The sequence below is a fragment of the Paenibacillus mesotrionivorans genome (assembly GCF_046098205.1).
In the GTDB taxonomy this organism is placed as follows: Bacteria; Bacillota; Bacilli; order Paenibacillales; family NBRC-103111; genus Paenibacillus_AR; species Paenibacillus_AR mesotrionivorans.
In genome coordinates, this window is sequence record NZ_JBJURJ010000018.1 from 154,192 (window position 1) to 178,188 (window position 23,997).

General features: G+C 55.9%; 20 protein-coding genes. 11 read left to right on the top strand and 9 right to left on the bottom strand.

All coding sequences use genetic code 11. The features are described 5' to 3' along the window. Positions 1-86 precede the first annotated feature (86 nt). A complete protein-coding gene (locus ACI1P1_RS24490) occupies positions 87-2,045 on the top strand; it encodes a GTP-binding protein (RefSeq protein WP_416219083.1) in 1,959 nt (652 codons plus the stop codon). A gap of 16 nt (positions 2,046-2,061) precedes the next feature. Here ACI1P1_RS24490 and ACI1P1_RS24495 read toward each other — a convergent pair whose 3' ends face one another. Beyond that, a complete protein-coding gene (locus ACI1P1_RS24495; protein WP_416219085.1) occupies positions 2,062-3,336 on the bottom strand; it encodes an MFS transporter in 1,275 nt (424 codons plus the stop codon). A gap of 387 nt (positions 3,337-3,723) precedes the next feature. Here ACI1P1_RS24495 and abc-f point away from each other — a divergent pair, with 387 nt between their 5' ends. Continuing rightward, on the top strand, positions 3,724-5,640 hold the full coding sequence (gene abc-f, locus ACI1P1_RS24500; protein ID WP_416219086.1) for a ribosomal protection-like ABC-F family protein: 1,917 nt from the start codon (positions 3,724-3,726) through the stop codon (positions 5,638-5,640). Between the two features lie 162 nt (positions 5,641-5,802). Here the strand turns inward: abc-f and ACI1P1_RS24505 are convergent, their stop codons facing one another. Continuing rightward, on the bottom strand, positions 5,803-6,612 hold the full coding sequence (locus ACI1P1_RS24505; protein WP_416219087.1) for a hypothetical protein: 810 nt from the start codon (positions 6,610-6,612) through the stop codon (positions 5,803-5,805). A gap of 264 nt (positions 6,613-6,876) precedes the next feature. On the opposite strand from ACI1P1_RS24505, the gene ACI1P1_RS24510 reads away from it, so the two are divergent. From ACI1P1_RS24510 to ACI1P1_RS24520, 3 genes are all read left to right on the top strand, one after another. Continuing rightward, a complete protein-coding gene (locus ACI1P1_RS24510) occupies positions 6,877-7,764 on the top strand; it encodes an alpha/beta fold hydrolase (RefSeq protein WP_416219088.1) in 888 nt (295 codons plus the stop codon). Further along, the gene (locus ACI1P1_RS24515; RefSeq protein ID WP_416219089.1) at positions 7,761-8,153 is read left to right on the top strand and encodes a VOC family protein; all 393 of its coding nucleotides are present in this window, start codon (positions 7,761-7,763) and stop codon (positions 8,151-8,153) included. The genes ACI1P1_RS24510 and ACI1P1_RS24515 overlap by 4 nt, the downstream gene beginning before the upstream one ends. Positions 8,154-8,262: 109 nt before the next feature. Further along, on the top strand, positions 8,263-9,144 hold the full coding sequence (locus ACI1P1_RS24520) for a MerR family transcriptional regulator (protein ID WP_416219090.1): 882 nt from the start codon (positions 8,263-8,265) through the stop codon (positions 9,142-9,144). Positions 9,145-9,434: 290 nt separating this feature from the next. Here the strand turns inward: ACI1P1_RS24520 and ACI1P1_RS24525 are convergent, their stop codons facing one another. Further along, complete coding sequence (locus tag ACI1P1_RS24525; RefSeq protein ID WP_416219091.1) at positions 9,435-10,748, bottom strand: NTTRR-F1 domain; 1,314 nt, start codon at positions 10,746-10,748, stop codon at positions 9,435-9,437. 213 nt (positions 10,749-10,961) lie between these two features. Between ACI1P1_RS24525 and ACI1P1_RS24530 the strand changes: the two genes are divergently transcribed. Together ACI1P1_RS24530 and ACI1P1_RS24535 are read left to right on the top strand one after the other, a co-directional pair. Further along, positions 10,962-11,825 carry a sigma-70 family RNA polymerase sigma factor gene (locus ACI1P1_RS24530; protein WP_416219092.1) on the top strand — a complete coding sequence of 288 codons (864 nt, stop codon included), beginning with the start codon at positions 10,962-10,964 and terminating at the stop codon, positions 11,823-11,825. A 25-nt stretch (positions 11,826-11,850) separates the two neighbouring features. Next, entirely contained in the window at positions 11,851-12,333 is a 483-nt protein-coding gene (locus tag ACI1P1_RS24535; RefSeq protein ID WP_416219093.1) for a GyrI-like domain-containing protein, read from the top strand. An 81-nt stretch (positions 12,334-12,414) separates the two neighbouring features. On the opposite strand, the gene ACI1P1_RS24540 is transcribed toward ACI1P1_RS24535, so the two are convergent. Genes ACI1P1_RS24540 through ACI1P1_RS24555 form a run of 4 tightly spaced genes read right to left on the bottom strand, consistent with a single transcriptional unit; the run spans position 12,415 to position 16,373 of the window. After that, complete coding sequence (locus ACI1P1_RS24540) at positions 12,415-13,221, bottom strand: ABC transporter ATP-binding protein (RefSeq protein ID WP_416219094.1); 807 nt, start codon at positions 13,219-13,221, stop codon at positions 12,415-12,417. 1 nt (position 13,222) lies between these two features. Further along, on the bottom strand, positions 13,223-14,260 hold the full coding sequence (locus ACI1P1_RS24545; protein ID WP_416219096.1) for a FecCD family ABC transporter permease: 1,038 nt from the start codon (positions 14,258-14,260) through the stop codon (positions 13,223-13,225). Then, entirely contained in the window at positions 14,257-15,297 is a 1,041-nt protein-coding gene (locus ACI1P1_RS24550) for a FecCD family ABC transporter permease (protein WP_416219097.1), read from the bottom strand. Before ACI1P1_RS24550 ends, ACI1P1_RS24545 begins: the two co-directional genes overlap by 4 nt. Next, the gene (locus tag ACI1P1_RS24555) at positions 15,294-16,373 is read right to left on the bottom strand and encodes an iron-siderophore ABC transporter substrate-binding protein (RefSeq protein ID WP_416219098.1); all 1,080 of its coding nucleotides are present in this window, start codon (positions 16,371-16,373) and stop codon (positions 15,294-15,296) included. The genes ACI1P1_RS24550 and ACI1P1_RS24555 overlap by 4 nt, the downstream gene beginning before the upstream one ends. A gap of 435 nt (positions 16,374-16,808) precedes the next feature. On the opposite strand from ACI1P1_RS24555, the gene ACI1P1_RS24560 reads away from it, so the two are divergent. Then, positions 16,809-17,261 (top strand): MarR family winged helix-turn-helix transcriptional regulator, encoded by a 453-nt coding sequence (locus ACI1P1_RS24560; RefSeq protein WP_416219099.1) that lies wholly within the window; start codon positions 16,809-16,811, stop codon positions 17,259-17,261. Positions 17,262-17,284: 23 nt separating this feature from the next. Next, a complete protein-coding gene (locus tag ACI1P1_RS24565) occupies positions 17,285-18,511 on the top strand; it encodes an epoxide hydrolase family protein (RefSeq protein ID WP_416219100.1) in 1,227 nt (408 codons plus the stop codon). Positions 18,512-18,611: 100 nt separating this feature from the next. Here ACI1P1_RS24565 and ACI1P1_RS24570 read toward each other — a convergent pair whose 3' ends face one another. Then, positions 18,612-19,652 (bottom strand): DUF3231 family protein, encoded by a 1,041-nt coding sequence (locus ACI1P1_RS24570; protein ID WP_416219101.1) that lies wholly within the window; start codon positions 19,650-19,652, stop codon positions 18,612-18,614. Between the two features lie 129 nt (positions 19,653-19,781). On the opposite strand from ACI1P1_RS24570, the gene ACI1P1_RS24575 reads away from it, so the two are divergent. Then, positions 19,782-21,371, top strand: a complete 1,590-nt coding sequence (locus tag ACI1P1_RS24575; RefSeq protein WP_416219102.1) for an amidohydrolase — start codon at positions 19,782-19,784, stop codon at positions 21,369-21,371. Positions 21,372-21,454: 83 nt separating this feature from the next. Continuing rightward, on the top strand, positions 21,455-22,336 hold the full coding sequence (locus ACI1P1_RS24580) for an alpha/beta fold hydrolase (protein ID WP_416219103.1): 882 nt from the start codon (positions 21,455-21,457) through the stop codon (positions 22,334-22,336). A 111-nt stretch (positions 22,337-22,447) separates the two neighbouring features. On the opposite strand, the gene ACI1P1_RS24585 is transcribed toward ACI1P1_RS24580, so the two are convergent. Beyond that, the gene (locus ACI1P1_RS24585) at positions 22,448-23,845 is read right to left on the bottom strand and encodes a cobyrinate a,c-diamide synthase (RefSeq protein ID WP_416219104.1); all 1,398 of its coding nucleotides are present in this window, start codon (positions 23,843-23,845) and stop codon (positions 22,448-22,450) included. Positions 23,846-23,997 lie beyond the last annotated feature (152 nt).

Sequence of the window (23,997 nt, forward strand, 5' to 3'; positions counted from 1 at the left end):
TATGAAATAAATCGATGATAAAATGAAATCAAGAACTACGATTGCCAGAAACGAACACAGACATGAAGCGGTGAAAGTGGGAGCGTATGAAACGACTGACGATTGGGCTGTTTGCCCATGTGGATGCAGGGAAAACGACCTTTGCGGAACAGCTGCTGTTCCATACCAACAGCATAAAGTCGCGGGGCCGGGTGGACCATCAGGATGCGTTCCTGGACAGCCATGATATCGAGCGCACCAGGGGCATTACGGTCTTTGCCGACCAAGCGGTGATGGACTACAAAGGGGATACCTATTATCTGATCGATACCCCCGGGCACGTGGATTTCTCCCCGGAGATGGAGCGGGCCTTGCAGGTGATTGACTATGCTGTGGTGATTGTCAGTGCGGTGGAAGGGGTTCAGGGCCATACGGAGACGGTTTGGCAGCTGCTGCATAAGCACCGGATTCCAACCCTTTTCTTTATCAACAAAACGGACCGTACCGGCGCAGATGTGGGCAGAACCGAGGAGGATATACGCCAGCAGCTGACAGGGGAACTTTGCCCGATACCCGCATCCTTCGTTAACGGCATCACCGGCGAACCGCTGCGGGAGTTTATGGCGGAGCGGGATGAGGCTGCGCTGGAGGCGTTTCTGGAGGGAAGGAGTGATCCTGCATTCTGGCTGCAAACCATGCAGCGGCTGATGCGGGCGGGTTTGCTTTATCCTTGCGCTTCCGGCTCGGCGCTCCAGGATACGGGAGTTGCGGATTTTCTGGAGCAGCTCCATCTGCTGACGGCTTCCACCTATAATGAAGGCGCCGCCTTCGGGGGGCGGGTCTATAAAATCCGTCATGATGCAAACGGGGTAAGATTGACGTTTATTAAAGCGCTGAGCGGCAGGCTGAAGGTTCGGGAGCTGCTTCAATATGACAACGGCGGGGTTCCGGTTGAGGAGAAGGTTACCCGGATTTTTCTCGTAAATGGCCTTAAATTCCAGCCCGTGGAAGAGGTGGCGGCTGGTGATTTGTTTGCCGTTGCCGGTTTGTCCGCCGCTTGGGCCGGGCAAGGTTTGGGAGTGGTGTCGGACACGCTGGTCTATGAATCGGAGCCGACCCTGCAGTCCACGGTGGAATTCGGCGATTCTCTCCACGTGCAGAAGGTGCTTGGTGTATTCCGCATATTGGAGGCCGAGGAGCCTTCACTGAATGTGGTTTGGGAGGAAATTATGCAGGAGATCCACATCCGGGTGATGGGTGTGATCCAATTGGAGGTGCTGGAGCAGCTGGTGAAGGACCGGTTCGGCTTCACCGTTTCCTTTGGGCAGCCGGAAATCCTGTACAAGGAAACCATCCAAGCCGGTGTGATGGGCTACGGGCACTTCGAACCTCTGCGGCATTATGCGGAGGTGCATGTGCTGTTGGAGCCGGGGGAGCGGGGAAGCGGGATTCAATTTGAGAGCGAATGCCATCCCGATGTGCTCAGCATAAACTACCAGAATCTGATCCGGACCCATCTTTTTGAGCGGGAGCATCACGGGGTGCTGACCGGAATGCCGGTTACCGACTTGCGGATTACCTTGGTTAGAGGCGCTGCGCATAAAGAGCATACTCATGGCGGGGACTTCCGCGAGGCAGTTTTCCGGGCGCTGCGGCAGGGATTGGAGAAGGCGGATAATCTGCTGCTGGAGCCTTATTACGATTTCAAAATCAAGGTGGACATCGATGAGATGGGAAGGGTGCTGTCCGACGTCCAGCGGGCATCAGGGACATTTGATCCGCCCCAGACTATGGAAGCACATGCGTTGATTACCGGCAGAGTGCCGGTTTCCACCTTCATGAGCTACAGCACCGAATTCGCCTCCTTCACCCATGGGCGGGGCAGCATGCGCTGTGTGTTCGGGGGTTATGACCGGTGCCACAATGCCGGTGAGGTGATCGAACGGATCGGCTACCGGAGAGATGCCGACCCGCTGTATACCTCCTCCTCGATTTTTTGTGCCAAGGGGGCGGGATATTCGGTGCCGTGGGATGAAGCGGAGGGGAAGATGCATCTGCTCCGGTGAAGAGTTGTTTGGCCGGTTAGCCGTTGGCTGTGCCGGCTTCTTTATCGTGGAAGGCCCGGTATCCGGCCAGGCCAACCAGAAGGGCAAGCAGGGTCAAGCCAGCTGCCAGCAGATACATGTTCACGATGCCGAACCGTTCGGCCAGTCCCGCCATTACCAAGAGGGAAATACAGAACACCAGATGCAGCAGGGTTGCCTGGGCGGAAAGCACCTTGGGCAGCATCAGCTTGGTTACACTTCGCTGGATCAGGGTGCGGCGGTTAATGATGGACAGCTCTGCGAACGGGCCCATCAGCAGTACAAGCATAAGCGCAACAAAGGGCTGCGTATTCAGCGCGTAAATGGCGGTTAAGCTGCCATACCCTGCCATGCCGATGAGCATGGCCGCCAGATACCGGCTGCCGATCGTCCGGCTGAGAGCCAGAACCAGCAGCCCGCCGCCTACCGTACCGGCGAAATATGCCGCGTTAATAAAACCCCACCACTCTTCCCCTTGCCCCAGGGCCACCTGCACAAAGGCAAGGGTAAATGCCCCAACCCAAACCGATCCGCCCAGCATGTCTACCACATCCATGAAAGTGAGCAGCCGCAAGCGGGGCACCCGCCAGATCAGCTTCCACCCTTCGGTCAGGGTAAGCCATCGGGAGTCTTCCCGATCAGGCGCTGTTTCTTTTTGCTGCTGGTTGGCGTGCTGGGTATGCTCTGGATCTGCCGGTTCCTTGATCCCCAGTGTAAAGGCTGCTGCCAGCCCGTAAACGAATGCGGTCAGCACCAGCGTGGAATTGGCGCCGATCACTGCAACGATGACTCCGCTTAACCCCCATCCCGCAAACTGGACCACCTGATCGCTGACGCTGACCAGGCTGTTGGCCTTCAGCAGGCCCTGTTCATGGGTCACCAGCCGCGGAACCAGCGCGTTCCGGGCCGGAACGGTCCATCCGTCCAGGAAGGACATCACAAACACAAGTGTAAACACGGCAATCAGGGAAGCCCCATCCCCATTCAGCTTCAAGTAGACGGCAAGACAAATAAACAGCAGAAACTGGCCTGTCTGTGACATCAGCAAGAGAGCAGGCAGCTTAAAGCGGCTGATCAGTAACGGGGCGATGAAGCCGCTCAGCATTTGGGCACCGCTGCGCAACAGCGGCATCAAGGCTGCCGATACCAGCGAGCCGGTCCGGTCCAGCACCAGTACAGTAAGCGCCATTATATACAGAACATCCGCTGCGTTGGCTGCGGTTTGAGTCGTCCACAGGAAATAGAAGGGTCTGGTTAAAATCGGTGGTTTCATGGAGGCGTATCTCCGTTTCGTAAAGTCAACAAGAATAAGGATACGGGATGTGGATAGGTTTTACAAATGGGAAGGTCAAGGTTTGCCCAAAACGGAATGGATGTAGTATACTATCTGCAAGATGCATACAAGGAGGTGAAGGTAGGATGAAACGGGAGTTTGTGAACGAACAATGGAGCCGGCTGCCCATCGCGATGGCTGGCATCGTTCATGGTTTTAACGTAGACGGGAGAAGTCTGCCTAATTTTAACCATACGATTTCACAAACCGCGAAATGGCTCCTACCTTAACCTGAACGGATAAACCAGACAGGACGTAGGGAATTTCCCTGCGTCTTTTTTGTTTGTTTCAAGAAACGGGTGGGACCTCGCCTAAGGAGGAACCCTGATGTTAACAGTAAATTGTCAAAATGTGAAAAAATATCATGCAGCACAGCTGGTTTTGGAAAACGTGACCTTCGAGCTGCTTCATGGAGAGAAGGCTGCACTTGTGGGCCGCAACGGCTGCGGGAAAACCACACTGCTGCGTATGGTCGCCAAGCTGGATAACCCGGATGAAGGCATGCTGTCGGTACGGAAGAATGCGCGGATCGGATATCTTCAGCAAATTCCGGGTGCAGAGGCCGGCACGACCGTCCGTGAGATGCTGGAAACGGGTTTCCGGGAGCTGCTGGACTGCCGGGAGAGGATGCGTGTGCTGGAATCGGCCATGTCCTCGCCGGATACGTTACCGGAGCAGCTGGAAACTCAGCTGGCGGAATACGCCAAGCTGCAGGAGCGTTTTGAGCGGGAGGGAGGATACGAGCTGGATGCCCGGATCGACCAGGTCGCCAAGGGTCTGGGCATTCCAGATGAATGGTACGGCCGGACCTGCCATTCCTTATCAGGCGGGGAAAAAACGAAAGTCGGTCTTGCTTCCCAGCTTCTCCGGGAGCCGGAGCTCCTTTTGCTTGACGAACCGACTAACCATCTGGATATGGCCGCTGTGGAATGGCTGGAGGAATTTCTGCGGAAGTACGCGGGCACCTGCCTGATTGTATCCCATGACCGGTATTTTCTTGACCGGGTGGTCACCAAAATTGTGGAGCTGGAAGACGGGGAGTCTACCGTATTCCATACGGATTACACCGGCTATGTCAAGGAGAAGGAAGATCTGCTTATCCGGCAGTTCGCCGATTACCAGGAGCAGCAGAAGAAAATCAAGAAAATGCGGGAGACCATCAAGCAGCTGCTGGAATGGGGAAGAATCGGAGATAACGGCAAGTTTTTTCGGAGGGCGGCCAGCATGCAAAGAGCCCTGGACCGGATGGAGAAGCTAAAGCGGCCTGCGGTGGACCGCAAGGAAGCGGAATTCGGCCTGCAGCCGTTGGAACGGTCAGGAAAACAGGTTGTGGTGATGGATGGGGTGCGGAAGCAATATGAGCAGCGAACCGTACTGGGCGGCGTGTCCGGCGAACTCCTGTACGGGGAAAAGGTGATGCTCATCGGGGATAATGGCTCCGGCAAGTCCACCCTCCTGAAGCTCATTCTGGGGGAGGTTCCCCCGGACAGCGGCTCCGTCCGTTTGGGTTCCCGGGTGGAGGCGGGTTACCTAGCCCAGCAGCAGGCTCCCCCTCATCCGGGTCAATCCGTACTGGACTACTTCCGGACGGAAGCGGGAATGGAGGAGGGCGAAGCCCGGAGCCGGCTGGCGGCATATCTGTTCTACGGCGCGGAGGTATTCAAATCGGTGGGACAGCTCTCCGGCGGAGAATGGACCCGTCTGCGGCTGGCGCTGCTGGTTCACAGGAAGCCTAACCTGCTTATTCTTGACGAACCAACCAACCATATGGACATCGCTTCAAGAGAAGCGTTGGAGGAAGCTTTAGAGGATTACCCGGGCACGATTCTCATCGTGACTCATGACCGGTATCTGATTAACCGGCTTGCCCAAAAAATTTGGGAATTGGACCGGGGCGCCCTCGGCGTATACCTGGGCGGCTTTGATGAATACAAGGCGGAGAGCGTAAGGAGAAAGGCGCTGAACTTGGCAACGGAAGAGGAATCGCGGTGTACCCGCCCTGAACCGAAGCCTAAGCCCACAGATGTAAAGGAAAAAAAGAAAGACAGCCCGCCGGACATCGGCAAGCTGGAGGCGGAGATGAAGGCGATCGAGGGGCAGCTTGAAGAATTGGATGCTCTCCTGTATACGCAGAACCATACCAGCACCCCCGCACAATTAGAGCAGCACTGGCAGGAGAGAGAAACCCTGCAGGAACGTTTGGACCGGCTGATGGAGACATGGATCGAAGCCGGGGAAGAATAGAATAACTGGATGAAGTTCCAAAGAGGCTGTTCTCAAATTCCGCCGAGGTGAATACCTACTTGACGGATTGAACAGCCTCTTGTTTGGTGTCTGAGATGTGGGGGAGATGCTGTAACGGAACTCAGCGACCCTGCCACTGAGGCTGATTGTTTTCTGCTGGCTCTAGGGTAAAAGAGAAGCGGCTTTGTCCAGAAGGGTGCTGATCTTCTGTTCGCTTTGCTGGATCCGTATTTTCTGGTTGATGATTTGGGTGGATGCGGTTGACAGGGCGCTAAGGGAACGAAGGGTTTCCGCCGCATCCTTGTTCTTTAGGGAAGCTGTAAGGGTTTTGCTGTCTGCAGCAATTTGTCTGCCGGTTTCCGCGGACGCGGTTTTCTCCGACCGGATTTTGGACTGCTCCAGAGAAACCTCCTTGAGGACGTTGCGGACGGAATTCGCGGTTTTGGCGGTGGATTCCTTGACCTTGGCATATGCCTCATCCTTCAAGCGGATGTCCCCTCTGGCGATTAAAGCGGAGGCTTTGACTACACTAAGCTGAGCCTCTAACGCTTCTACCAGCGATTTGTTCTTCAGCTTCCGGGCAATGGTGAGCTGCTTGTTCAGTGAGGTTTGCAGCGTAAACAACGGCTTGTACCGCTCACGGGCCTCTGTTGACCCACTCTTCAGGGAAGCAAGCTTATCCGCATTCAGCTGCTTGATCCGGGCATTAATGGCCGATTGCTTATCCGCATTGGCACGGTGCAGAGTGTCGATGCTCTGGTCCAGATTCTCATTCTGCCCCTCCAGCTCCAGGAGCTTATTGGTTTGCCCGGTCAGCTGTGCCTGAAGGGAAACGCTTGACTGGGCGGCCAGCTTTTCTATAGAGGCTTGGGCGGTTTTGCTGAGTTTGGCGGTAGAAGCGGCAGAGGCTTGCAGCGGCAGGGACAGGGCGAGCAAAATAGCCATTACGAGGGTGATCAGACGTTTGTTCAAGGGAGATCTTCCTTTCGGGATGGAATGTGGCCGAACATACCCTGCCGCAAACGCAAAAAGGCACACGTAAGTAAGACCGGCTCGGCCTTATCTTACGGGTGCTTCCACGTAAGCGATCATATGTTCGATTGTTGTTATTATAGCAGATTTGGGGCGCTTGTCAATGTATGGAATCCCTCAATTGGAAAAAAAGGATGCTGCCGGTAGATGTCTCCCTTGCTTACTGATATGATAATAGAAAAACATGGGAATAGGAGAAATCCAGTGGCCGGTATTTTTAAATCGACGGAAAACGAGCAGGAGTATCTTCGCTGCTACAGCAACAGCCTGGCTTTATTCGAGGCGGACTGTACATCGCTTACGGTCCCGACCTCCTGGGGAGAAACCCGTGTGCTCCGCTTCGGGGATACCGGTAAGCCGCCGTTAGTGCTGCTGCATGGGATGACCATGAGCAGTACCATGTGGTATCCCAACGTCAAGCATTGGCTGAAGGAGCGTTGTGTATATACGGTGGATGTGATGGGGGACTTCGGAAGAAGCCAACCTGACAGGGCGGTGAAAAGCAGACAGGATGCCCGGCAATGGCTGCTTGAGGTTATGGACGGGCTGCGGTTGGACAGCACGGATCTGGCGGGTCATTCCATGGGCGGGTTTCTTGCCCTAAATTTTGCTCTTGCCCATCCGGAGCGGATATCCCGGCTGATGCTGTATGCTCCGGCAGGGACCTTTCACAAGATCAGCTTCAAGTTCTTTGCGAAGATTTACCCTGCATTATTATTTCATACGGAAAAATGGATTGACCGCGCGTTTGCATGGTTCTCGGGCAAAGGTGAGCCTCTGCATCCGGTATTCCGCGCCCAGGTGCTGGCCGGGTACCGCTATGCCAAGCCGCTCTTGCAGGTGATGCCCTCCGTATTCCCCAAGGAGGAATTCAAGGACTTCCAGGTTGCGACTCTGCTGCTTGTTGGGGACAAGGAGGTTATCTATCCCGCCGGAAAGGCGGTGGAGAACGCACGGAGCCTGATTCCTGGCATTGAAGCCCGACTCATTCCCGGAGCCAGCCATTCCTTGACCATAGAGCATGCGGATATCGTGAACCAGCTTACGCTTGATTTTCTGAAGACAGCCCCTAGAACAATGGAGGCACGATGATGAAAATAGGATTGCAGGTGTATGTGCAAGGCACAAAGGAAGCTGTCCCATTTTACCAGAAGGCATTCGGGGCCACGTTGGGGTATAACGTCAAAAATCCTGACGGCACCTACATGCATGCGGAGCTGATGGTGGAAGGCACACTGCTCCTCGCCTTGAGTGAATCGGGCAGCTCCACCGGCGCGGAAAACATGAAGCGGTACTCCTCCACCGATTATCCCACCATGAATTTCAGTGTGAAGCTGGATAGCGCCGAAGATGTTAAGCGCACATACGAGATTTTAAGTGAAGGCGGGAATATTCTGTTACCCTTGGGTCCTCTGCCCTGGAGCGCCTGCTGCACCAATGTAGTGGACCGGTTTGGAGTGTTCTGGTATATCTACGTATAAGCTGAATAGCCGCCCGGTGTTGGGTGGCTATTTTTTTATTGGACCCGCTTGCAGTTGTCGCGGCGTCAAGTGCTAGACTAAACTCAGAGCTCAGGAAGGAGATTCTTGCATGAACAGGTCTATAACCATCAATAAACTGTCGGAGCAGATGGGGCTGACGAGCCGCACCTTACGGCATTGGGAATCGGAAGGATTGTTCACAAGCGAAAGAGATGCCTCCTCGGGATGGAGAGTGTATGACGAGAATGCCCTTATGCGCATCCGCATCACGTCTATCCTGAGACGCCTGGATATTCCCCTGAAGGATATCCAGACGGTGCTTGCCAACCAATCCCTGTCCCATCTCAGTTTGGTTGTAAAAAAGAAGATTTCCGGCCTGCAGATGAAAAAGGCGGAGATTGCCCGTTTTCAGGAGCAGCTGGAGCAGGTGCTTCATTACCTTCAGACCCAGGAAGAAGACAGTATGGTCAGGATGGATCAACTATTAACCGATACGGAGGATATCTATATGCATCAAACAAGCGGAACCAGTACGTTAAAAATTGTCAATCTGCCGGCTATGCGGATGGCCTATCATATTGCGGTAAGCAACTCCCCGGAAGAGGAGGCAATGGCGCCGGTGCTGGAGTGGACGAAGGCGGCGAATGTATTGGGGACGGCCCGTTTTTTCGGCGGCAACATGAAGCCGTTCCCCACTGAGGCGGGCAATCCTTACGGCTATGGAATGTGCGTGAGTATTCCTGATGGGGTTACCGTTCCCGAGCATCTGAAGGAAATGGTCCTGCCTGGAGGACTCTATGCGGTGCTGGAGAGCAGCGATGATATTCCAGGATCGTGGAGCGTGCTGATGAAGGCGCTAAAGGAGGATGGGTTCTACCAATCTGACCGGTCCCGGCTGTGTCTGGAGGAGCATATCCGCAACGAAAAGCCGGAAGGCAGCGGCAATCCCTTCCACCTGGTCTTGATGGAGCCGGTGAAGGCAGTTCGATAGAGGAGTAAGAATGGGCGGACACAGGAGCCGCTATTCCGCGGAAATTCGATCTTTTTCCGATGAAGCGGACTGAGGAGACCTTATTCGGAGGAGATGAGCAGTTTTTGGTGACTTTCCGGCGAAATAAGGTCCCCCCTGTCCGTAAAGACTTCAAATCAGCGTATTTTGAATAAATAGCGGATCTACAGTCCGGATAAGATTAGGATCCGATCTCATGAAGAGATTTCGGTAAAATAGCCGGCCACAAGGGGCCGGCTCTCTGCATAGATGATATATTTCAAAAACTTTCGTTACACAATATTTAGACCAGCGCTTGCATACCCGGCAATAGTGGAGGCTACATCCAGGCCAGCTGTGACCGTTGCGGAGAATACCATCAATAAACGGGTTTGCGCCGTTACCGGTATGCTGAGCCCTGTTGTAATGCCATTGCTTATTGTTCCCAGGGCTATAATACCGGTTAAGGAGGGAGCTAATGTCACCAAGGCACCGGGAACTGCGGTAAAGCTATTGTCCGGTGTAGGGGCGCTGAACAGTTGGGCTGTAATGGTAATCGTTGAACCGACTAAGGTAACTGCGGCTGTTGTGCTGAAATAAGCGGTGATGGAGGTGATTACGCCGTCGCGCGGAGCGGAAAAGGCTTCATTCACCAACAGACCGGGGCCTCCGCTCAAGTCAATGGTGCCCCCTGCGATGGTAACACCTGCCGCATTGGTTCCGAAGCCTATGAGGCTGGAGGTATTCAACAGTCCGCCCAACACGGTTGTTAATGCTGCGGGGGTTCCGGAAGCGAAAGGAATGATGGCGCCTGACCCGGGAGCACCTGTTGCACCCGTAGAACCCGTAGCTCCAGTAGACCCTGTAACCCCGGTGAGTCCGGTCACCCCAGTAACTCCGGTAGCACCGGTAACGCCTGTAATACCTGTCACCCCAGTAGTCCCTGTCACTCCAGTACCCCCAGTAACCCCGGTCACCCCAGCCCCAGTTACGCCTGTAAGTCCTGTGGCACCGGTGGGCCCTATGAGTCCGGTAGAACCAGTCGCCCCAGTCGTTCCGGCTCCTGTGGGACCAGTCGCTCCAGGCAGACCGGTAGCCCCCGTGGCCCCCGTTGCTCCTGTTATTCCTGTGGAGCCGGTGGTATCAAGAGCGTCCATCAAAATAACCTCATCCACCAGAATCTGGCCGTTGGCCGGAGCGGGCGCGGTGCTAAAGGATAACTGGGCTTGAGTAGCGGTCAAAGGAGCGGGAACGGTAACCCCCTCAAATACCTGCCAGTTTGAATCCGTAAAGAAGCCTTGTGGAACAATCAAGGTAAGACCGTTGCTGATATATTGGTTGGCAGCATTGAGAAAATTCACGGTTATAACAATGGCCGCACTTTGCCCCGGGGTGTTTCGGGCGAAGGACACCGACAAGAACAAGCCTTCTCCAGGTTCTACAGGTACGCTTTGCTGGAGAGATGTGGCAGGTGTTCCTCCCAACAGCACCGCACTTTGAAAGCCTTCCTTAGATACAGAGCTTAATCCGGTATTCACACCCACCCAGGAGGCAAGTCCTGCTTCAAAGCTGCCATTGATAATCCGGTTTCCAAGCTGAATAGCCATAACTCCCACCCCGCTTCTCAAAGAATGTATAAAAAAAGCCCCACTGGAAAAAGTGGCTGGAATATAGTATTCCGGATAATTGCTATGAACACAAAATTCCGCAAAAATCTAAAGTAATATCATATGGCACGTATTAGTTGCTGTCACATTACCGGCAGCTCTTACGTCATAGTTATGTACACTAAATCTTTCATAAAGAAGGAAGAGTCCACGATGGATGAACAGGAGCAGATGGCGGAGCAGTTTGAGGCATCGCGGAAACGTCTATTGGCGGTGGCATACCGGATGCTTGGGTCCCCAAATGAGGCGGAGGATGCCGTACAGGAAACATGGCTCCGGTACAGCCGCGTTGACCGGAATGCCATTCAAAACCTGGAAGGCTGGCTGACCACGGTGGTATCCCGAGTTTGCCTGGATATGCTGAGGACCCGCCGGTCCAGGCAGGAGGAGCCCATGGAGACACAGCTGCCGTTTGCCTATGACGGCCGTCCCGGGGAGGACCCGGAGCAAGAAGTATTATTGGCGGATTCCGTCGGCGCCGCTTTGCAGATTGTGCTGGGCAAGCTTAGCCCGCCGGAGCGGGTGGCCTTTGTGCTGCATGATATTTTTGCCCTGCCCTTCACCGATATTGCCGCTGCGCTGGGCAAATCCGAGGAGGCCGTCCGGCAAATTGCCAGCAGAGCAAGGCGCCGCATCCGGGGCGGTCCCATAGCCGATGAACCTGCTTTGACCCGGCAGCGGGAGCTGGTGGAGGCCTTTCTGGCAGCTGCCCGGGACGCAGACTTTGACCGTCTGTTGGCGGTGCTGGCGCCGGATGTCATCCTTCGGGATGACCGGCGGGAAGGTGCGCTGCAGACGACCCGCGGGGCGGAGCTGCTGGCGAAGCAGGTGGCGGGACGGATTCAAGCCTCGCATATCGTCTTGGTGAATGGGTCGATCGGTGTGGTGGTGGCTCCACAGGGAAGGCTTCGATATGTGCTGCAGTACACCATTCGTGAGGGAAGAATTGCGGAGGTGGAGTTGATTTCCGATCCTGCCCGCATCAGCGGGTTGGACCTCGCTTTGCCGGAGATGTAATCCAAACATGGAGGAGGAAGTAAAAATGGCAAATTTCCTAGTGGAAGAAAAGGAAGCATTCCGTTTTGTAGGCTACAAGGTTCAGCTCGGTCCGCCCGCCCAGATTCATGCCGAAGGGTATTCTCCTGCCAAAACAGAGTTTTTTAAGGGCGTTCTGCAAAGCGGGAAAATGGCTGCCCTTAAGCCCATATCGGAAAGCCCGTATGGTTATGCGGTTGTAACGGCGGACCAGGCAGGGGCATTCTATTATGCCGGTGTTGTTTCCTCCAAGCCAACGGAGGAGGGAAAGGAGGAGGTGCTGTTCCCGAAGGGCCTCTATCTGGTCGTGAGCGGAAAAGGCGGGCTTTCCCGTCTGGCCTTCGACAAGCTGGAGGATCAGGCATTCCATGAAATCCTGTCTGGAGATATCCAATACCGGTATACCGGTGGGCCGGTTGCAGAGGTATTGCTGAACGGCAACCCTATGGATGCGGAAGTGGAGATTTGGGTGCCGGTTGAGGAAAAATAAAGACAGATAAAAGCCTCCGGCGGAACATGTTTTTGTCCCGTTGGAGGCTTTTTTTAATCCTGCCGTATGGAGAGCCGGCCATCAGCCCTCATGAACATAATAGCGGCCCTTGGGGATTACCATCGGCGAACCTGAGACCGGGTCCGGGATAACAGTGCAATCCAGTCCGAAGATATCCTTCACCAGAGAGCTGGTAATCACCTCGGCGGGTTTTCCCTCCGCCAGAAGCTTCCCCTGGGACAGGGCAAAGATGTAGTCGGCGTACCGCGCGGACAGGTTGATGTCATGCAGCACCATCACGATCGTCGTGCCTTTCTTCCGGTTCAGATCAGTCAGGAGGTCCAGGATTTCGACTTGATACGTGATGTCGAGGAAGGTGGTCGGCTCATCGAGGAATAGAATATCCGTCTGCTGTGCCAAGGCCATGGCAATCCAGACACGCTGCCGCTGACCGCCGGAGAGCTCGTCAATATTCCGGTTGGCCAGCTCCGTAATATTCATGATCTCCATAGCCTCGGCTACGGCCTCCACATCCTTTTTGGTCCAGCCGCTGAACAGGGACTGATGCGGAAACCGGCCCCGGCCCACCAGATCCGCCACCGATATCCCCTCCGGCACAATCGGGGATTGGGGCAGCAATCCCACCACCCGGGCCAGCTGCTTCGGCGGAATCTTGCTGATCGGCTTGCCGTCCAGGGTGACGGTGCCGGAGGTAGGCTTGATCAGCCGGGCCAGCGTCTTCAGCAGGGTGGATTTGCCGCAGGCATTGGCCCCGATCATGACACTGATTTTATTGCTGGGAATGACCAGGCTGATGCCGTGGAGAATGGTTTTATGATCATAGCCGGCTACAATCTGCTCCGCTTGAAAAAGATGCGTCGGTTTCATGTTAGAAATCTCCCTTTCGATTCATCCGGATAAGCAAGAAGATCAGGTACGGCGCGCCCAGAATGCCGGTCATAATGCCGACGGGATATCTGACGGCAAAGGCGAACTGCCCGATGAGATCACCGGCCAACACCAATATCACCCCGACCAAACCGGAGGGAATCACATTGGAGAAGGAGAAGCCGACGCCAACCAGTCTTTTGGCTATCGGTCCCGAAAGGAAGGCCACAAAGGCGATGGGACCTGTTGTTGCGGTAGCCAGCGCAATCATGCAGACGGAGCTGACGATCAGCATGATCCGGGTTTTGTCTGTATTTACACCAAGCGAAGTGGCGGATTGCTCCCCCAGCTCGAGCACGGTAAGATGTTTGCCCAACAGGATGATGATCGGAGCACAGATCAGTACGGTAATGACCAAGGGCGGAAGCTCATGCATCTGGGAGCCGTTGAGACTGCCGCTGAGCCATCTGAGGGCGGCCGGGATATCCTGCTGGGCGCCCACCAGAAGAAGGTATGAGATGATGGCATCCAGCATCGCCTGAACGCCGATGCCCACCAGGATTAAGCGGCCGACGGCAAAGGAGGTGCCTCTGGAGCATACATAAATCACCAGCACCGTAGCCAGTCCGGCAATAACCGATGCCACGGAAACAACCGCCCCGCTGGTATGCAGCACGGTAATGCAAAAAACCGCAGCTGCACTGGAGCCGGAGGTAATGCCGATGACGTTGGGATTGGCCAGGGGGTTGCGCAGCATAGTCTGGAAGGTGCTTCCGGCGACGCCGAAGGCAAAGCCGGCGAACAGCCCGGCCAGCATACGGGGCAGCCGGATGGTATTCACGGCAAAGGAGACCCCTTTGATCTGCTCGCCCATCAGGGTCCGGATCACATCCTTCACCGGATAGATGGTGCTGCCCAACAGCAGCATGGCCATACAAAGGGCACATGACAGTACTGCCAGCACAACGGTAACCAGGACCCACCGCCGGCGTCTTTGGCGTCTGCCCGCCATAATAAAAGCAACTGTTTGATTATTCATAATGACCGCACTTTCGAACGCATGGCTAATAGGATAAGTAACGGGGCCCCGACAAAGGCTGTCACCACACCGACCTCCAGCTCCCCGGGGCTGCCCAGAAGCCGGCCGATTATATCGGATATGGTCAGAATAACGGCGCCTGAAATGGCCGACATGGGGATTACAAAACGCAGATCGGAGCCCAGCATAAGCCGGGTAACATGGGTGGCGATCAGGCCCACAAAGCCGATGGGGCCAGCCAGAGCCGTGGTGGCTCCGCACAGGAGAACCCCTGCAAGCGCGGCAACCATCCGCAGGATGCCCGTACGGACGCCCAGTCCGGTGGCCACATCATCGCCCAGGGCCAGTGCATTCAGGGCAGGGGCGGTCACAAGGGCAGCCAGGATGCCAAAAGCCAGAAACGGCGCGAAGGTGGCGATCCCGCTCCAGGATGCCGAACCGACGCTCCCCACCTGCCAAAACCGGAACTGGTCCATCACATACGAGCGGGGAATCATAATGGCGCTGACCAGAGAGGCCAGGGCGGCGCTGGTGGCTGCTCCCGCCAAAACCAGCTTAATGGGGGTGGCTCCGCCACTCCCCATGGATCCGATCCCGAATACGAAGACGGCGGTAATGGCCGCGCCGGCCAAAGCCAGCCAGATGTATTCGTTGGCGGTGCTGATATTCAAGAAGGCAATGCCGCAGACCACGAACAGGGAGGCGCCGGTATTCACGCCAAGAATACTCGGGTCGGCAATGGGGTTGCGGGTGACGGACTGCATCAGAGCGCCGGACACGCCCAAAGCTGCACCGCTTAACAGGCTGAACACCGTCCGGGAAATCCGTTTGCGGACAATATTGGCCCCGTAGGAGTCCACATCAGGATGGAACAAGCCGTCCATCAGCTCTTTCCAGCCCAGCAGCCGGGAGCCCAGGACCAGGGAGGCAAGCACGCATACCCCCACCAAGATCAGGCTGGCCACGAGGACCAGCGGGAAATGCTTGGGGATATGCGGGTTTGCCCATTTGGTTTTGGAAGCGGACGGGCTGCTCATGGGAGCTTCTTGATGGCTCCGTCAATCAAGGCCAGATAATCATCGATGGTATAGGCAATGGACAGCGGGTTGGGATTGCCGGAGGCGGCCAAGGCAGTGCCGTTGCCGATAAACACCACGGAGCCTCTTTGGATAGCCGGAATTTTGCTCAGCAGGGAGTCCGCCTTCACCGCTTGATACAGGTCATCGCCGCCATAGCCGATGATGATGTCCGCATCGTTAAGGACGTCGGCATTTTCTGCGCTCAGGTTCAGGGAATACGCGGTAGGATTCGTAATTTTGCTGGTAACACTCTCGGGATAGGACATACCCAGCTCGATCAGGAATGCCCCGCGCGGGTCAACAGGCGTGTACACATGCAGCTTGGACATATCCTTGGCGGAGAAGTTCACCCAGGCCACCTTTTTGCCCTTCATTTGAGGGTACTTGGCGGCTTTTTCTTGAATCAGGGCTTCCGTGTCCTTAATCAGCTTCTCGCCTTCGGCCTTCATCCCCATGCCGGTGGCGTTATACAATACCTGATCCCGCCAGGTGGTGGACCATGCTGTGGTTTGGTAGGGCACAACCGGAGCGATTTTGCTGAGGATCTCGTAATCCTCCTTGGTAATGCCGGAATAAGCGGCAAGAATAACGTCCGGGTTGGAGTCAGAGATGGCCTCGAAGTCCAGACCGTCCGTATCCTGGAAGATATTCGGCTTGTCCACATTAAGCTCCTTGAGCTTCTTAGCGGTCCAGGGCAGAAGCCCGCTGTTATCCTGTACGCCGAAGTTGGCGGCCGAGAAGCCTACCGGCACCACACCCAGAGCAAGAGCAACATCATGGTTGGCCCATTGGATGGTGGCTACCCGCTCAGGCTTCTTGGAGATGGTGGTTTCGCCGAATGCATGCTTGATCACAATGGGATATTGGGTGGTATCCTTGGGAGCTTGGCTGGCTGCAGGCGCCGGGCTGCTGCTTGCAGCCTGGGACGGAGCAGGGGAGGAGCCGGATTGCTGCGAGGCGCAGCCTGCCAGCAGGATCATGACCATAGTTGCGAGGAAAAGTACCTTAACGGAAATGTGCTGCTTCGTATTCATTCTCATATCCTTCCTTGTTGCATCATGTGTTTTTTTAAAAAAATAGCCCAATTGATAATGATTCTCGCTATCAAATATAAGTTTTAATGCCCCGTATGTCAATAGTATAAATATGCGTTTGTACCCCCATCTTCACCACTGGTAATGGCCGACAGGTCATGACGAATTCTAACGGCGGTGAGAGTCCTTATTTCAGCGAAAACGCCTCTTCAAAAAATCTAACGGCGGCCACGGCCGCTATTTGGATAAATTGCCCTGCGGCAAGCCCTATTCTAGGCAAATAACGTCTCCTGCTTCCGTTAGATTTGGCAAACCTCTATTTTGGGGCAAATAGCGTCTCTCACTGCCGTTAGGAACATAGCCACTTCGGATTAAAGCAGTTGAAGCTGCTTCTTTATATTAGTAACTTATATAAATATGTGATATAATTCCTCCATGGAACCTAACACAACCCCCAATGAGCTGGACGTCACTGAGTTTGCTTTGGTTTTTGAGGAATTGACCCGGATTATCATCCGATTGCCCTCGGTGGAGAAGCTGAGCTTTACCACGCTGTCCGTTCTGCATACCTTGTCCCGGAAGAGCCCCATGCGGCTGACGGAGCTGACTGCCAATGAACAGGTGACGCAGTCGGGCATTACCCAATTGGTCACCCGGCTGGAGAGGGACGGACTGGTTGAGCGCAAGCCCGACCCCACGGACGGCCGGGTGGTGCTGGTGCATATTACGGCGAAGGGTGCGGACGTTATTGATTCCCGCCGGCTGGACCGGATTGCGCAGCTTTCAGCCTTTATGGAGGGACTTACTCGGGAGGAGAAGGAGACAGTGGCCGCGGCGCTACCTGCCTTAAGGAAGCTGGGGGAGCTGGGCAACAGGACGAGGACGTAACAGGTGTAAAGGAGGAACTTACTATGACCGCTGCTTTTTGTGGGTTGCAGTCCACCCCGGTCCATATCCCGGATGAAGTGCTTGCGGATCTGCAGCACCGCCTGCGCTCCACCCGGTGGCCGATGGATGCCGGCAATGAGGACTCCTTCTACGGGGTAAACCGCCATTATCTGGAGGGGCTTGTCCGGTACTGGATCGAGGAGTTCGATTGGCGCAAGGCGGAGCAAACCATCAACCGTTATGAGCATTATCATGTCCATGTGGATGGAGTGCCGGTACATTTTATGCGAAAGCCTGGAGTTGGCCCTCATCCGATGCCGTTGATTCTGTCCCATGGCTGGCCGTGGACGTTCTGGCACTGGTCCAAGGTGATTGATCCGTTGGCTGATCCCGGCGCATTCGGCGGTGATCCGGCGGAGGCCTTTGACGTTATCGTGCCGTCCTTGCCAGGGTTCGGATTTTCGGTGCCGCTGCCTCATAACCCGGATATGAACTTTTGGAAAATGGCCGATCTGTGGCACACGCTGATGACAGATGTACTGGGGTATCCCAAATACGCGGCGGCGGGCTGCGATGTAGGAGCGTTGGTGACCGGCCAGCTGGGGCATAAATATGCGGAGGAGCTGTATGCGATCCATATCGGCTCCGCCCAGAGGCTGGATTTTTTCAACGGGGAGCGCGCCTGGGATTTTGCCGGGGGGCGTCCAATTCCCGAGAACATTCCGGAGCAGATAAGGGCGCAGATTCTGGAGCTGGACCGCCGGTTTGCCTCCCATCTGGCCGTGCATGTGCTGGATTCCGGGACTCTGGCTTACGGACTCAGCGATTCTCCGGTGGGCATGCTGGCGTGGATTCTGAAGCGGTGGATGAAATGGAGCGACAATAAAGGGGATATCGAGTCCGTCTTTACGAAGGACGATCTGCTGACCCATGCCACTATCTTTTGGGCCAACAACGCCGTTGAAACCTCCATGCGGGTGTACGCCAACAACAACCGCTACCCGTGGACACCCTCCCATGACCGCTGGCCGGTGATTGAGGCCCCTACAGGCATCACCTTTGTCGGCTACGAAAATCCGCCGGGCATCCCAACGGAAAAACGGGTGCAGCATTTTCTGGATAGTGACCGTGCCCCTTGGTATAACCATGTGAACATTACCGCCCATGAAGAGGGTGGGCATTTCATCCCCTGGGAAGTCCCGGATAAGTGGGTGGATGACCTGCGCCGTACTTTCCGGGGCCGTAGATAAACCGTAAAGCCATCCTGTGGAGGATGGCTTTTTTGTGTCATGAATCCCATGGATTTGACAAAAATTACGTTTGGGGGTTATCTGGAGAATATAAAGGAAATCATGGGAGAAAGCTGCTTTGTTGGGCTAACGCTTTTCGGTCGATGGCCTGGGGCTGCTGCTCCAGCCAGCCGTATTTCACCATGATGTTATAGCAGAGTGCGCCTGCCTGCAGGGCGTGGTTAGACACGCGCTTGTAGTTGAGGACGATGTCGGACCGGAGGCTGGCCCCAATGGCCGCGCCATAATAAGAAAGGGCGGTATTGACCAAAAAAGCAGCGTGGAACATCATCAGCTTGTCCGAAAACGGACTGGCCTGTGAATCCGTAATTTCATCGTCCCATCGCTGCGGGGCCACCAGATCATCCTCCCGGAGCAGCTGGTCGAAGCTGTCGGCATCCTGTCCGGCCAGCTTCACATTCTTCAGCATAAAGTCACGCACATCCTCATGGGAAACCACCTGGCTGAATGCCAGACTGAGCGTACGGACGAAGCCGGTTTTTTTGGAGTTAAACATCAGATGGCTGATTTCCGAGGAGTCCAGCGGCCGTTTCTCTCCGATGAGATTGGACAGGATCCCTGTAGTTTGAATGAATTCCACTCCCCGTGGGGAGGGAACGGAGGGCAGACCCGAGAATTTGGGCATGGTCCGGGCCAGGACCGTGATTTTCTGGAATAATTGTTTGGCGGTAACGATGCTTTCCAGGAAGTGGTCCTGGAGGTCCTCCCGCTCACAGCATGAAAGGGCCAGGCTGTATGCGGTCAGCCCGTGTATCGTCATGATATAGGTATAGAACAGCAAAAACGGATCGGAAAAGAGACGGGGAGCCTGAAGATTGACATCACTATCGGTAAAGCCCAGAGGGAGCTGAAAGTGGGCATCATTCAGGAATCCGGATATTTGGGACACATGGCTTTCCGACGATTCCAAGGCAAATTCCAGGACCGCTTTGATTTTTTTGTCCTCCACAATGGTGAGGAAATATTTATAGACACAAATGGCCAGGCTGTCCCCGGTATGCTGATGCCACAATGCGGAAATTTCGGCGGCCGATAAAGGCTTCTTTTCCGTGCTTTCTGAATTCAGATGAATCCCTCCCATAGGACAAGTATTGCTTAATACCTATTTTGTGGAAAATGGAATGAAATATGTACGCGTGAACCAGTTTGTGCTGAGGAAAGTTTGCAAACACGCTCTAGTGGATGTGATGAATTGCGAGGAGGATGGAAAATGGAAGGAACCTGGTTTTACGGTGGGCGCAGTCCTTATCCGGGGCAAGGGGAACAATCGGTATCCATTTATTGTGAGGAAGGCAGAATCCGGGCGGTGGGCTCGGACCGGGAGCTTGAGCTTTTGTTGGGCGGGAGGAATGCGGTGCGGGTAAATCTGGACGGCGGTTATGTGCTGCCCGGTTTAACCGATTGTCACATGCATCTGTCCATGCAGGGCATGAAGCTGGCGGCGCTGGATTTCAGCGGGGCTTCCTCCAAGGAGGAAATGCTGGGCCTTCTGAAGCAGCGGGCAGAGAAAACGCCGCCGGGAGAGTGGATTCTTGGCCTCAATTGGAACGAGAATGCCTTCCAGCCGGCGGTGGCGCCTACCCGGGATGAGCTGGACGCCGTAACCACCCGGCATCCGGTGCTGCTGACCCGTGTCTGCTATCATTCCATGCTGGCCAATACCGAGGCCTTCCGGCGCGCCGGTGTAAGCGAGGATACGGTGGACCCGGCATCCGGCTCCTTCGGGCGGGATGAGGGGGGAGTATTGAACGGCCGTATTTATGAGGATGCGGGAGCGGTGTTTCAGACTGCTGTGCCGAAGCCGGATTATGCGGAGAAAAAAGCCAACATCCGCCGGGCGGCGCAATATGCGCTGTCCCTGGGGCTTACGGCGGTTCATACGGATGATCTGCGTTATCTGGGGGAGGTGGACACCCTTCTGCGGATCCACCGGGAGCTCCGGGAGGAGGGAATTCTCCTGCGCACCCATCAGCTGGTAAACTATACGCATCTGGCGGAGGCCAAGGCCTTGGGACTGCAAGCAGGCAGTGGCAGCGAGTGGCTGCGGATCGGGGCGGCGAAGATGTTCGCAGACGGCGTGCTGGGCGGGCGGACCGCCTGGCTGAGTGAGCCTTATGCCGACGCGCCGGGTCAATCCGGCTATCCGATCCATACGCCGGAGGCTTTCGCCGCTATCGTCACGGAGGCGAGGGAAGCCGGGTATCCGGTGGCGGTCCATGCGATCGGCGACTTTGCTGTGGATCTGGTGCTGGCGGAGCTGGAGCGCCAGCCGCTCCCCCAGGCGGCCGGGCTGCCTGACCGGCTCATCCATGTTCCGGTGCTGCGCGGTGACCAGCTCGCCCGGATGGGCCGGCTGCGGCTTGCCGCCGATATCCAGCCGCCGTTTGTCACCGGCGACTACCCGTGGGTGCTGGAGCGGCTGGGGCAGCGGGCCGTCCACCGTTATGCATGGCGGACGCTGCTCTCCGCCGGCATCCCCTGCGGCGGCAGCAGTGATGCGCCAATCGAGCCGTTGTCTCCGCTTTACGGGCTCTACACTGCCGTGGCCCGCCGCAAGCCCGGCGAGACCCATACCGGCTACGAGCCCGGGGAGAAGCTGAGCCTGGCGGAGGCCATCCGCCTGTACACCTACGGCAGCGCCCAGACGGCAGGGGAGGAGCGGGAGCGGGGGCTGCTGGCTCCCGGGTACGGAGCCGACTTCACGGTAGTGGATCGGCCGTTTGCGGATGACCCGGAGGAGTGGCTGGGTATGCAGGTGCGAAGAACCGTCGTGAACGGGCAGACGGCGTTTGCTATTTGAAAAGAAAGCGCAATTGAAGAAGACAGGTAGGCAGCAGGACCATAGAGAAAACGGCAGGAGTCTGCCGGGAGGAGCTTTCACGCATGACAGGAAAACGGATCGTTTTGAAGAACGGAATAGGGCTGCATGTCCTGGATTCTGAGGGAGAGGGAATGCCGGTCATTCTGTTTCTCCATTTCAGTGGAGGTACGCTCAGCATGTGGGATGGGATATTGCCCCAATTCACGGAAGGGTACCGGGTTATTGCCCCGGATATGCGGGGACACGGGAAATCGGATAAGCCGGAGACCGGGTACCATGTTGAGGATATGGCCAATAACATGGCTCTTTTGCTGCAGGAGCTGGGTGTAAAGCGATGCCATGTAGTGGGCAGCTCAATGGGGGCGGAGATTGGACTTTGTCTGTCGGCTGCCCATCCGGTGAAGGTGTCGTCGTTAGTTTGTGAGGGTGCGCTGTACAATGAGTTCGGAGAGCTGGGGATCTTTCCGGGGGATGCCCAGGAGATTGACCGGGAAAAAGAAGCGCAGCGCACCCTCCATCCGCTGCGCAAGCCGCCTGAAGCAGCGTCACGGGAGGGCTATCTGGCGGAGGCCAAGATGCCGTTTGTGGAGCTGGGCATATGGAACAGCCATGTCCAGGCGTTTTTGGAGAGCACCGTGGTAGAGTCAGACGGCGGGATGTTCACCACCCATTATCAGAATCATGTCCGTTCCGAGTACATTCAGAAATATTGGGATCTCGCGTTTGAGAATTACTATGCCGCAATTCAATGTCCGGTTCTGTTTCTCCCCAGTGAGGAGGAGTGGTCCAACGAAAGAATCCGGCATAGCTTGAGCGTATTCCGTGCTCTGGCGCCCCGTTCCGAAATCATACATATTCCAAGCTCCGTTCATGCGTATGTTTGGATGCAGCTGCCGGAGGAAGCCGGACAAGCCGTCAAAGCTTTTATAGAGTCGGAAAGATAGGATGAAGGCGGTTCGCTTTGGGGCCTCCTTACCGTGAAGGAAAGCCGGGCCGGATGCCGGACGTCAAAAAGAACGCCTCTTTAGAGACGTCCTTCTGACGAGGAACCGGTTTTATCTGTCACGCCACTTCCGGCAGAACGCCAGCCAATGCTCCACCATCCGGGGATTGGATGCAAAGTGGAGATGCGTATAACCGGCTGAGGTGTTTTTATACAAAAAGCCCTCAGGTGAGGTCCCTTTTCTGCCTGATACGGTGTATGCGGAAGGATAGGAATCTCCGCCGTCCTCTCCCGGCACATAGATGGAATAATGAAACTCATGCCCGCGGGCGGTTTCGCCCTCAGACAGAAGCGGGTTGCCCGCCGCTCCCATCGCCTCCCGGTAGCCCATAGCAGCCAGCTTGGTCTGCATGACGGTTTTCCCGGGAAATACTCCCGCCATCCCATGAACGCTGCCCTCCGTTTGCACCAGAGAGCGGCACAGGTACATAAAGCCGCCGCACTCCGCAATCACCGGCAGCCCGTCCTCGACGGCGGAGCGGATCGACTGAGCCGTGGCCCGGTTTTGTGCCAGGGTCCCGGCGTATTCCTCGGGAAATCCCCCGCCCAAATACAGCCCGTCCACTGCCTCGGGAAGCAGCTCCCCGACCAACGGCGAGAAAAACACCAGCTCCGCACCGTAATGCTCCAGCAGCTCCAGATTTTCCGGATAATAAAAATGGAAGGCCGCATCGCGGGCTACAGCGATCCGCAGCCTATCCGGTTTTGGGCCGGAGGCACAGGCTGGTTCAGCAAACAAGCGGCTCTCCGCTTCAACCTCAGGTGACTCTGCCAGCTCCCACACGGCCTCCAGATCCACACCGGCTTCCGCGTGATTGGCCAAAGCTTGGAACAGGGGAGTCAGGTCCCCCCGCTCTAAGGACGGGATCAGACCCAAATGCCGTTCGGGTATGGACAGTCCATGATCCCGCAGGAGGCAGCCCACTACAGGAATGCCGCATTCCTGCTCCACCGCCTGCTTGATCAGTACTCCATGCCCAGGGCTTCCCGTGCGGTTGGCAATCACCCCCGCAATGTGTACGCCCTCGCCGGCCATGGCCTGAAACCCCTTGACCACCGCAGCAGCGCTGCGTCCCATGCCGCTTACATCCACCACCAGCAGCACGGGCGCCCCAAGCAACGCGCTGACTTCCGCCGTGGAGCCTTCGTCGGACCCGGCGTTTTTGCCATCGAACATTCCCATCACACCCTCGATAATGGAAATATCCGCCCCGCGGCTGCCTCTGGTATAAATTTCCCGCAATATGGCAGGTGTCAGCATCCAGCTGTCCAGATTGCGGGAGCTGCGGCCGGTAATGGCTGTATGGTAGCTGGAATCGATGTAATCCGGCCCGCATTTGAACCCCTGCACCGTAAGCCCCCGCTTGCGGAAAGCCCCCATAAGCCCAAGCGAAACCGTCGATTTTCCCGAGCTGCTGCCTGTGCCTGCAATAATGATTCTTCGATCCATAGTGATCTCCTCGCCGGTTCGTCGTTGTGTTATGCGTATATTCACCATCTCCTCGGCGGTTTCCTGCTGGGGCCTCATATTAAGAAACCGATATCCGCCGTTCAAACTTTTCATGGCAATTTTGATAGCCCTTCCATATAATGAGAGCTGGA

What these genes read in the sequence shown, in the direction of transcription:
- ACI1P1_RS24490 (WP_416219083.1), top strand. Translation starts at nt 87, where the DNA reads ATGAAACGACTGACGATTGGGCTGTTTGCCCATGTGGATGCAGGGAAA.
- ACI1P1_RS24495 (WP_416219085.1), bottom strand. Translation starts at nt 3,336, where the DNA reads ATGAAACCACCGATTTTAACCAGACCCTTCTATTTCCTGTGGACGACT.
- abc-f (WP_416219086.1), top strand. Translation starts at nt 3,724, where the DNA reads ATGTTAACAGTAAATTGTCAAAATGTGAAAAAATATCATGCAGCACAG.
- ACI1P1_RS24515 (WP_416219089.1), top strand. Translation starts at nt 7,761, where the DNA reads ATGATGAAAATAGGATTGCAGGTGTATGTGCAAGGCACAAAGGAAGCT.
- ACI1P1_RS24520 (WP_416219090.1), top strand. Translation starts at nt 8,263, where the DNA reads ATGAACAGGTCTATAACCATCAATAAACTGTCGGAGCAGATGGGGCTG.
- ACI1P1_RS24525 (WP_416219091.1), bottom strand. Translation starts at nt 10,748, where the DNA reads ATGGCTATTCAGCTTGGAAACCGGATTATCAATGGCAGCTTTGAAGCA.
- ACI1P1_RS24530 (WP_416219092.1), top strand. Translation starts at nt 10,962, where the DNA reads ATGGATGAACAGGAGCAGATGGCGGAGCAGTTTGAGGCATCGCGGAAA.
- ACI1P1_RS24535 (WP_416219093.1), top strand. Translation starts at nt 11,851, where the DNA reads ATGGCAAATTTCCTAGTGGAAGAAAAGGAAGCATTCCGTTTTGTAGGC.
- ACI1P1_RS24540 (WP_416219094.1), bottom strand. Translation starts at nt 13,221, where the DNA reads ATGAAACCGACGCATCTTTTTCAAGCGGAGCAGATTGTAGCCGGCTAT.
- ACI1P1_RS24545 (WP_416219096.1), bottom strand. Translation starts at nt 14,260, where the DNA reads ATGAATAATCAAACAGTTGCTTTTATTATGGCGGGCAGACGCCAAAGA.
- ACI1P1_RS24550 (WP_416219097.1), bottom strand. Translation starts at nt 15,297, where the DNA reads ATGAGCAGCCCGTCCGCTTCCAAAACCAAATGGGCAAACCCGCATATC.
- ACI1P1_RS24555 (WP_416219098.1), bottom strand. Translation starts at nt 16,373, where the DNA reads ATGAATACGAAGCAGCACATTTCCGTTAAGGTACTTTTCCTCGCAACT.
- ACI1P1_RS24560 (WP_416219099.1), top strand. Translation starts at nt 16,809, where the DNA reads ATGGAACCTAACACAACCCCCAATGAGCTGGACGTCACTGAGTTTGCT.
- ACI1P1_RS24565 (WP_416219100.1), top strand. Translation starts at nt 17,285, where the DNA reads ATGACCGCTGCTTTTTGTGGGTTGCAGTCCACCCCGGTCCATATCCCG.
- ACI1P1_RS24570 (WP_416219101.1), bottom strand. Translation starts at nt 19,652, where the DNA reads ATGGGAGGGATTCATCTGAATTCAGAAAGCACGGAAAAGAAGCCTTTA.
- ACI1P1_RS24575 (WP_416219102.1), top strand. Translation starts at nt 19,782, where the DNA reads ATGGAAGGAACCTGGTTTTACGGTGGGCGCAGTCCTTATCCGGGGCAA.
- ACI1P1_RS24580 (WP_416219103.1), top strand. Translation starts at nt 21,455, where the DNA reads ATGACAGGAAAACGGATCGTTTTGAAGAACGGAATAGGGCTGCATGTC.
- ACI1P1_RS24585 (WP_416219104.1), bottom strand. Translation starts at nt 23,845, where the DNA reads ATGGATCGAAGAATCATTATTGCAGGCACAGGCAGCAGCTCGGGAAAA.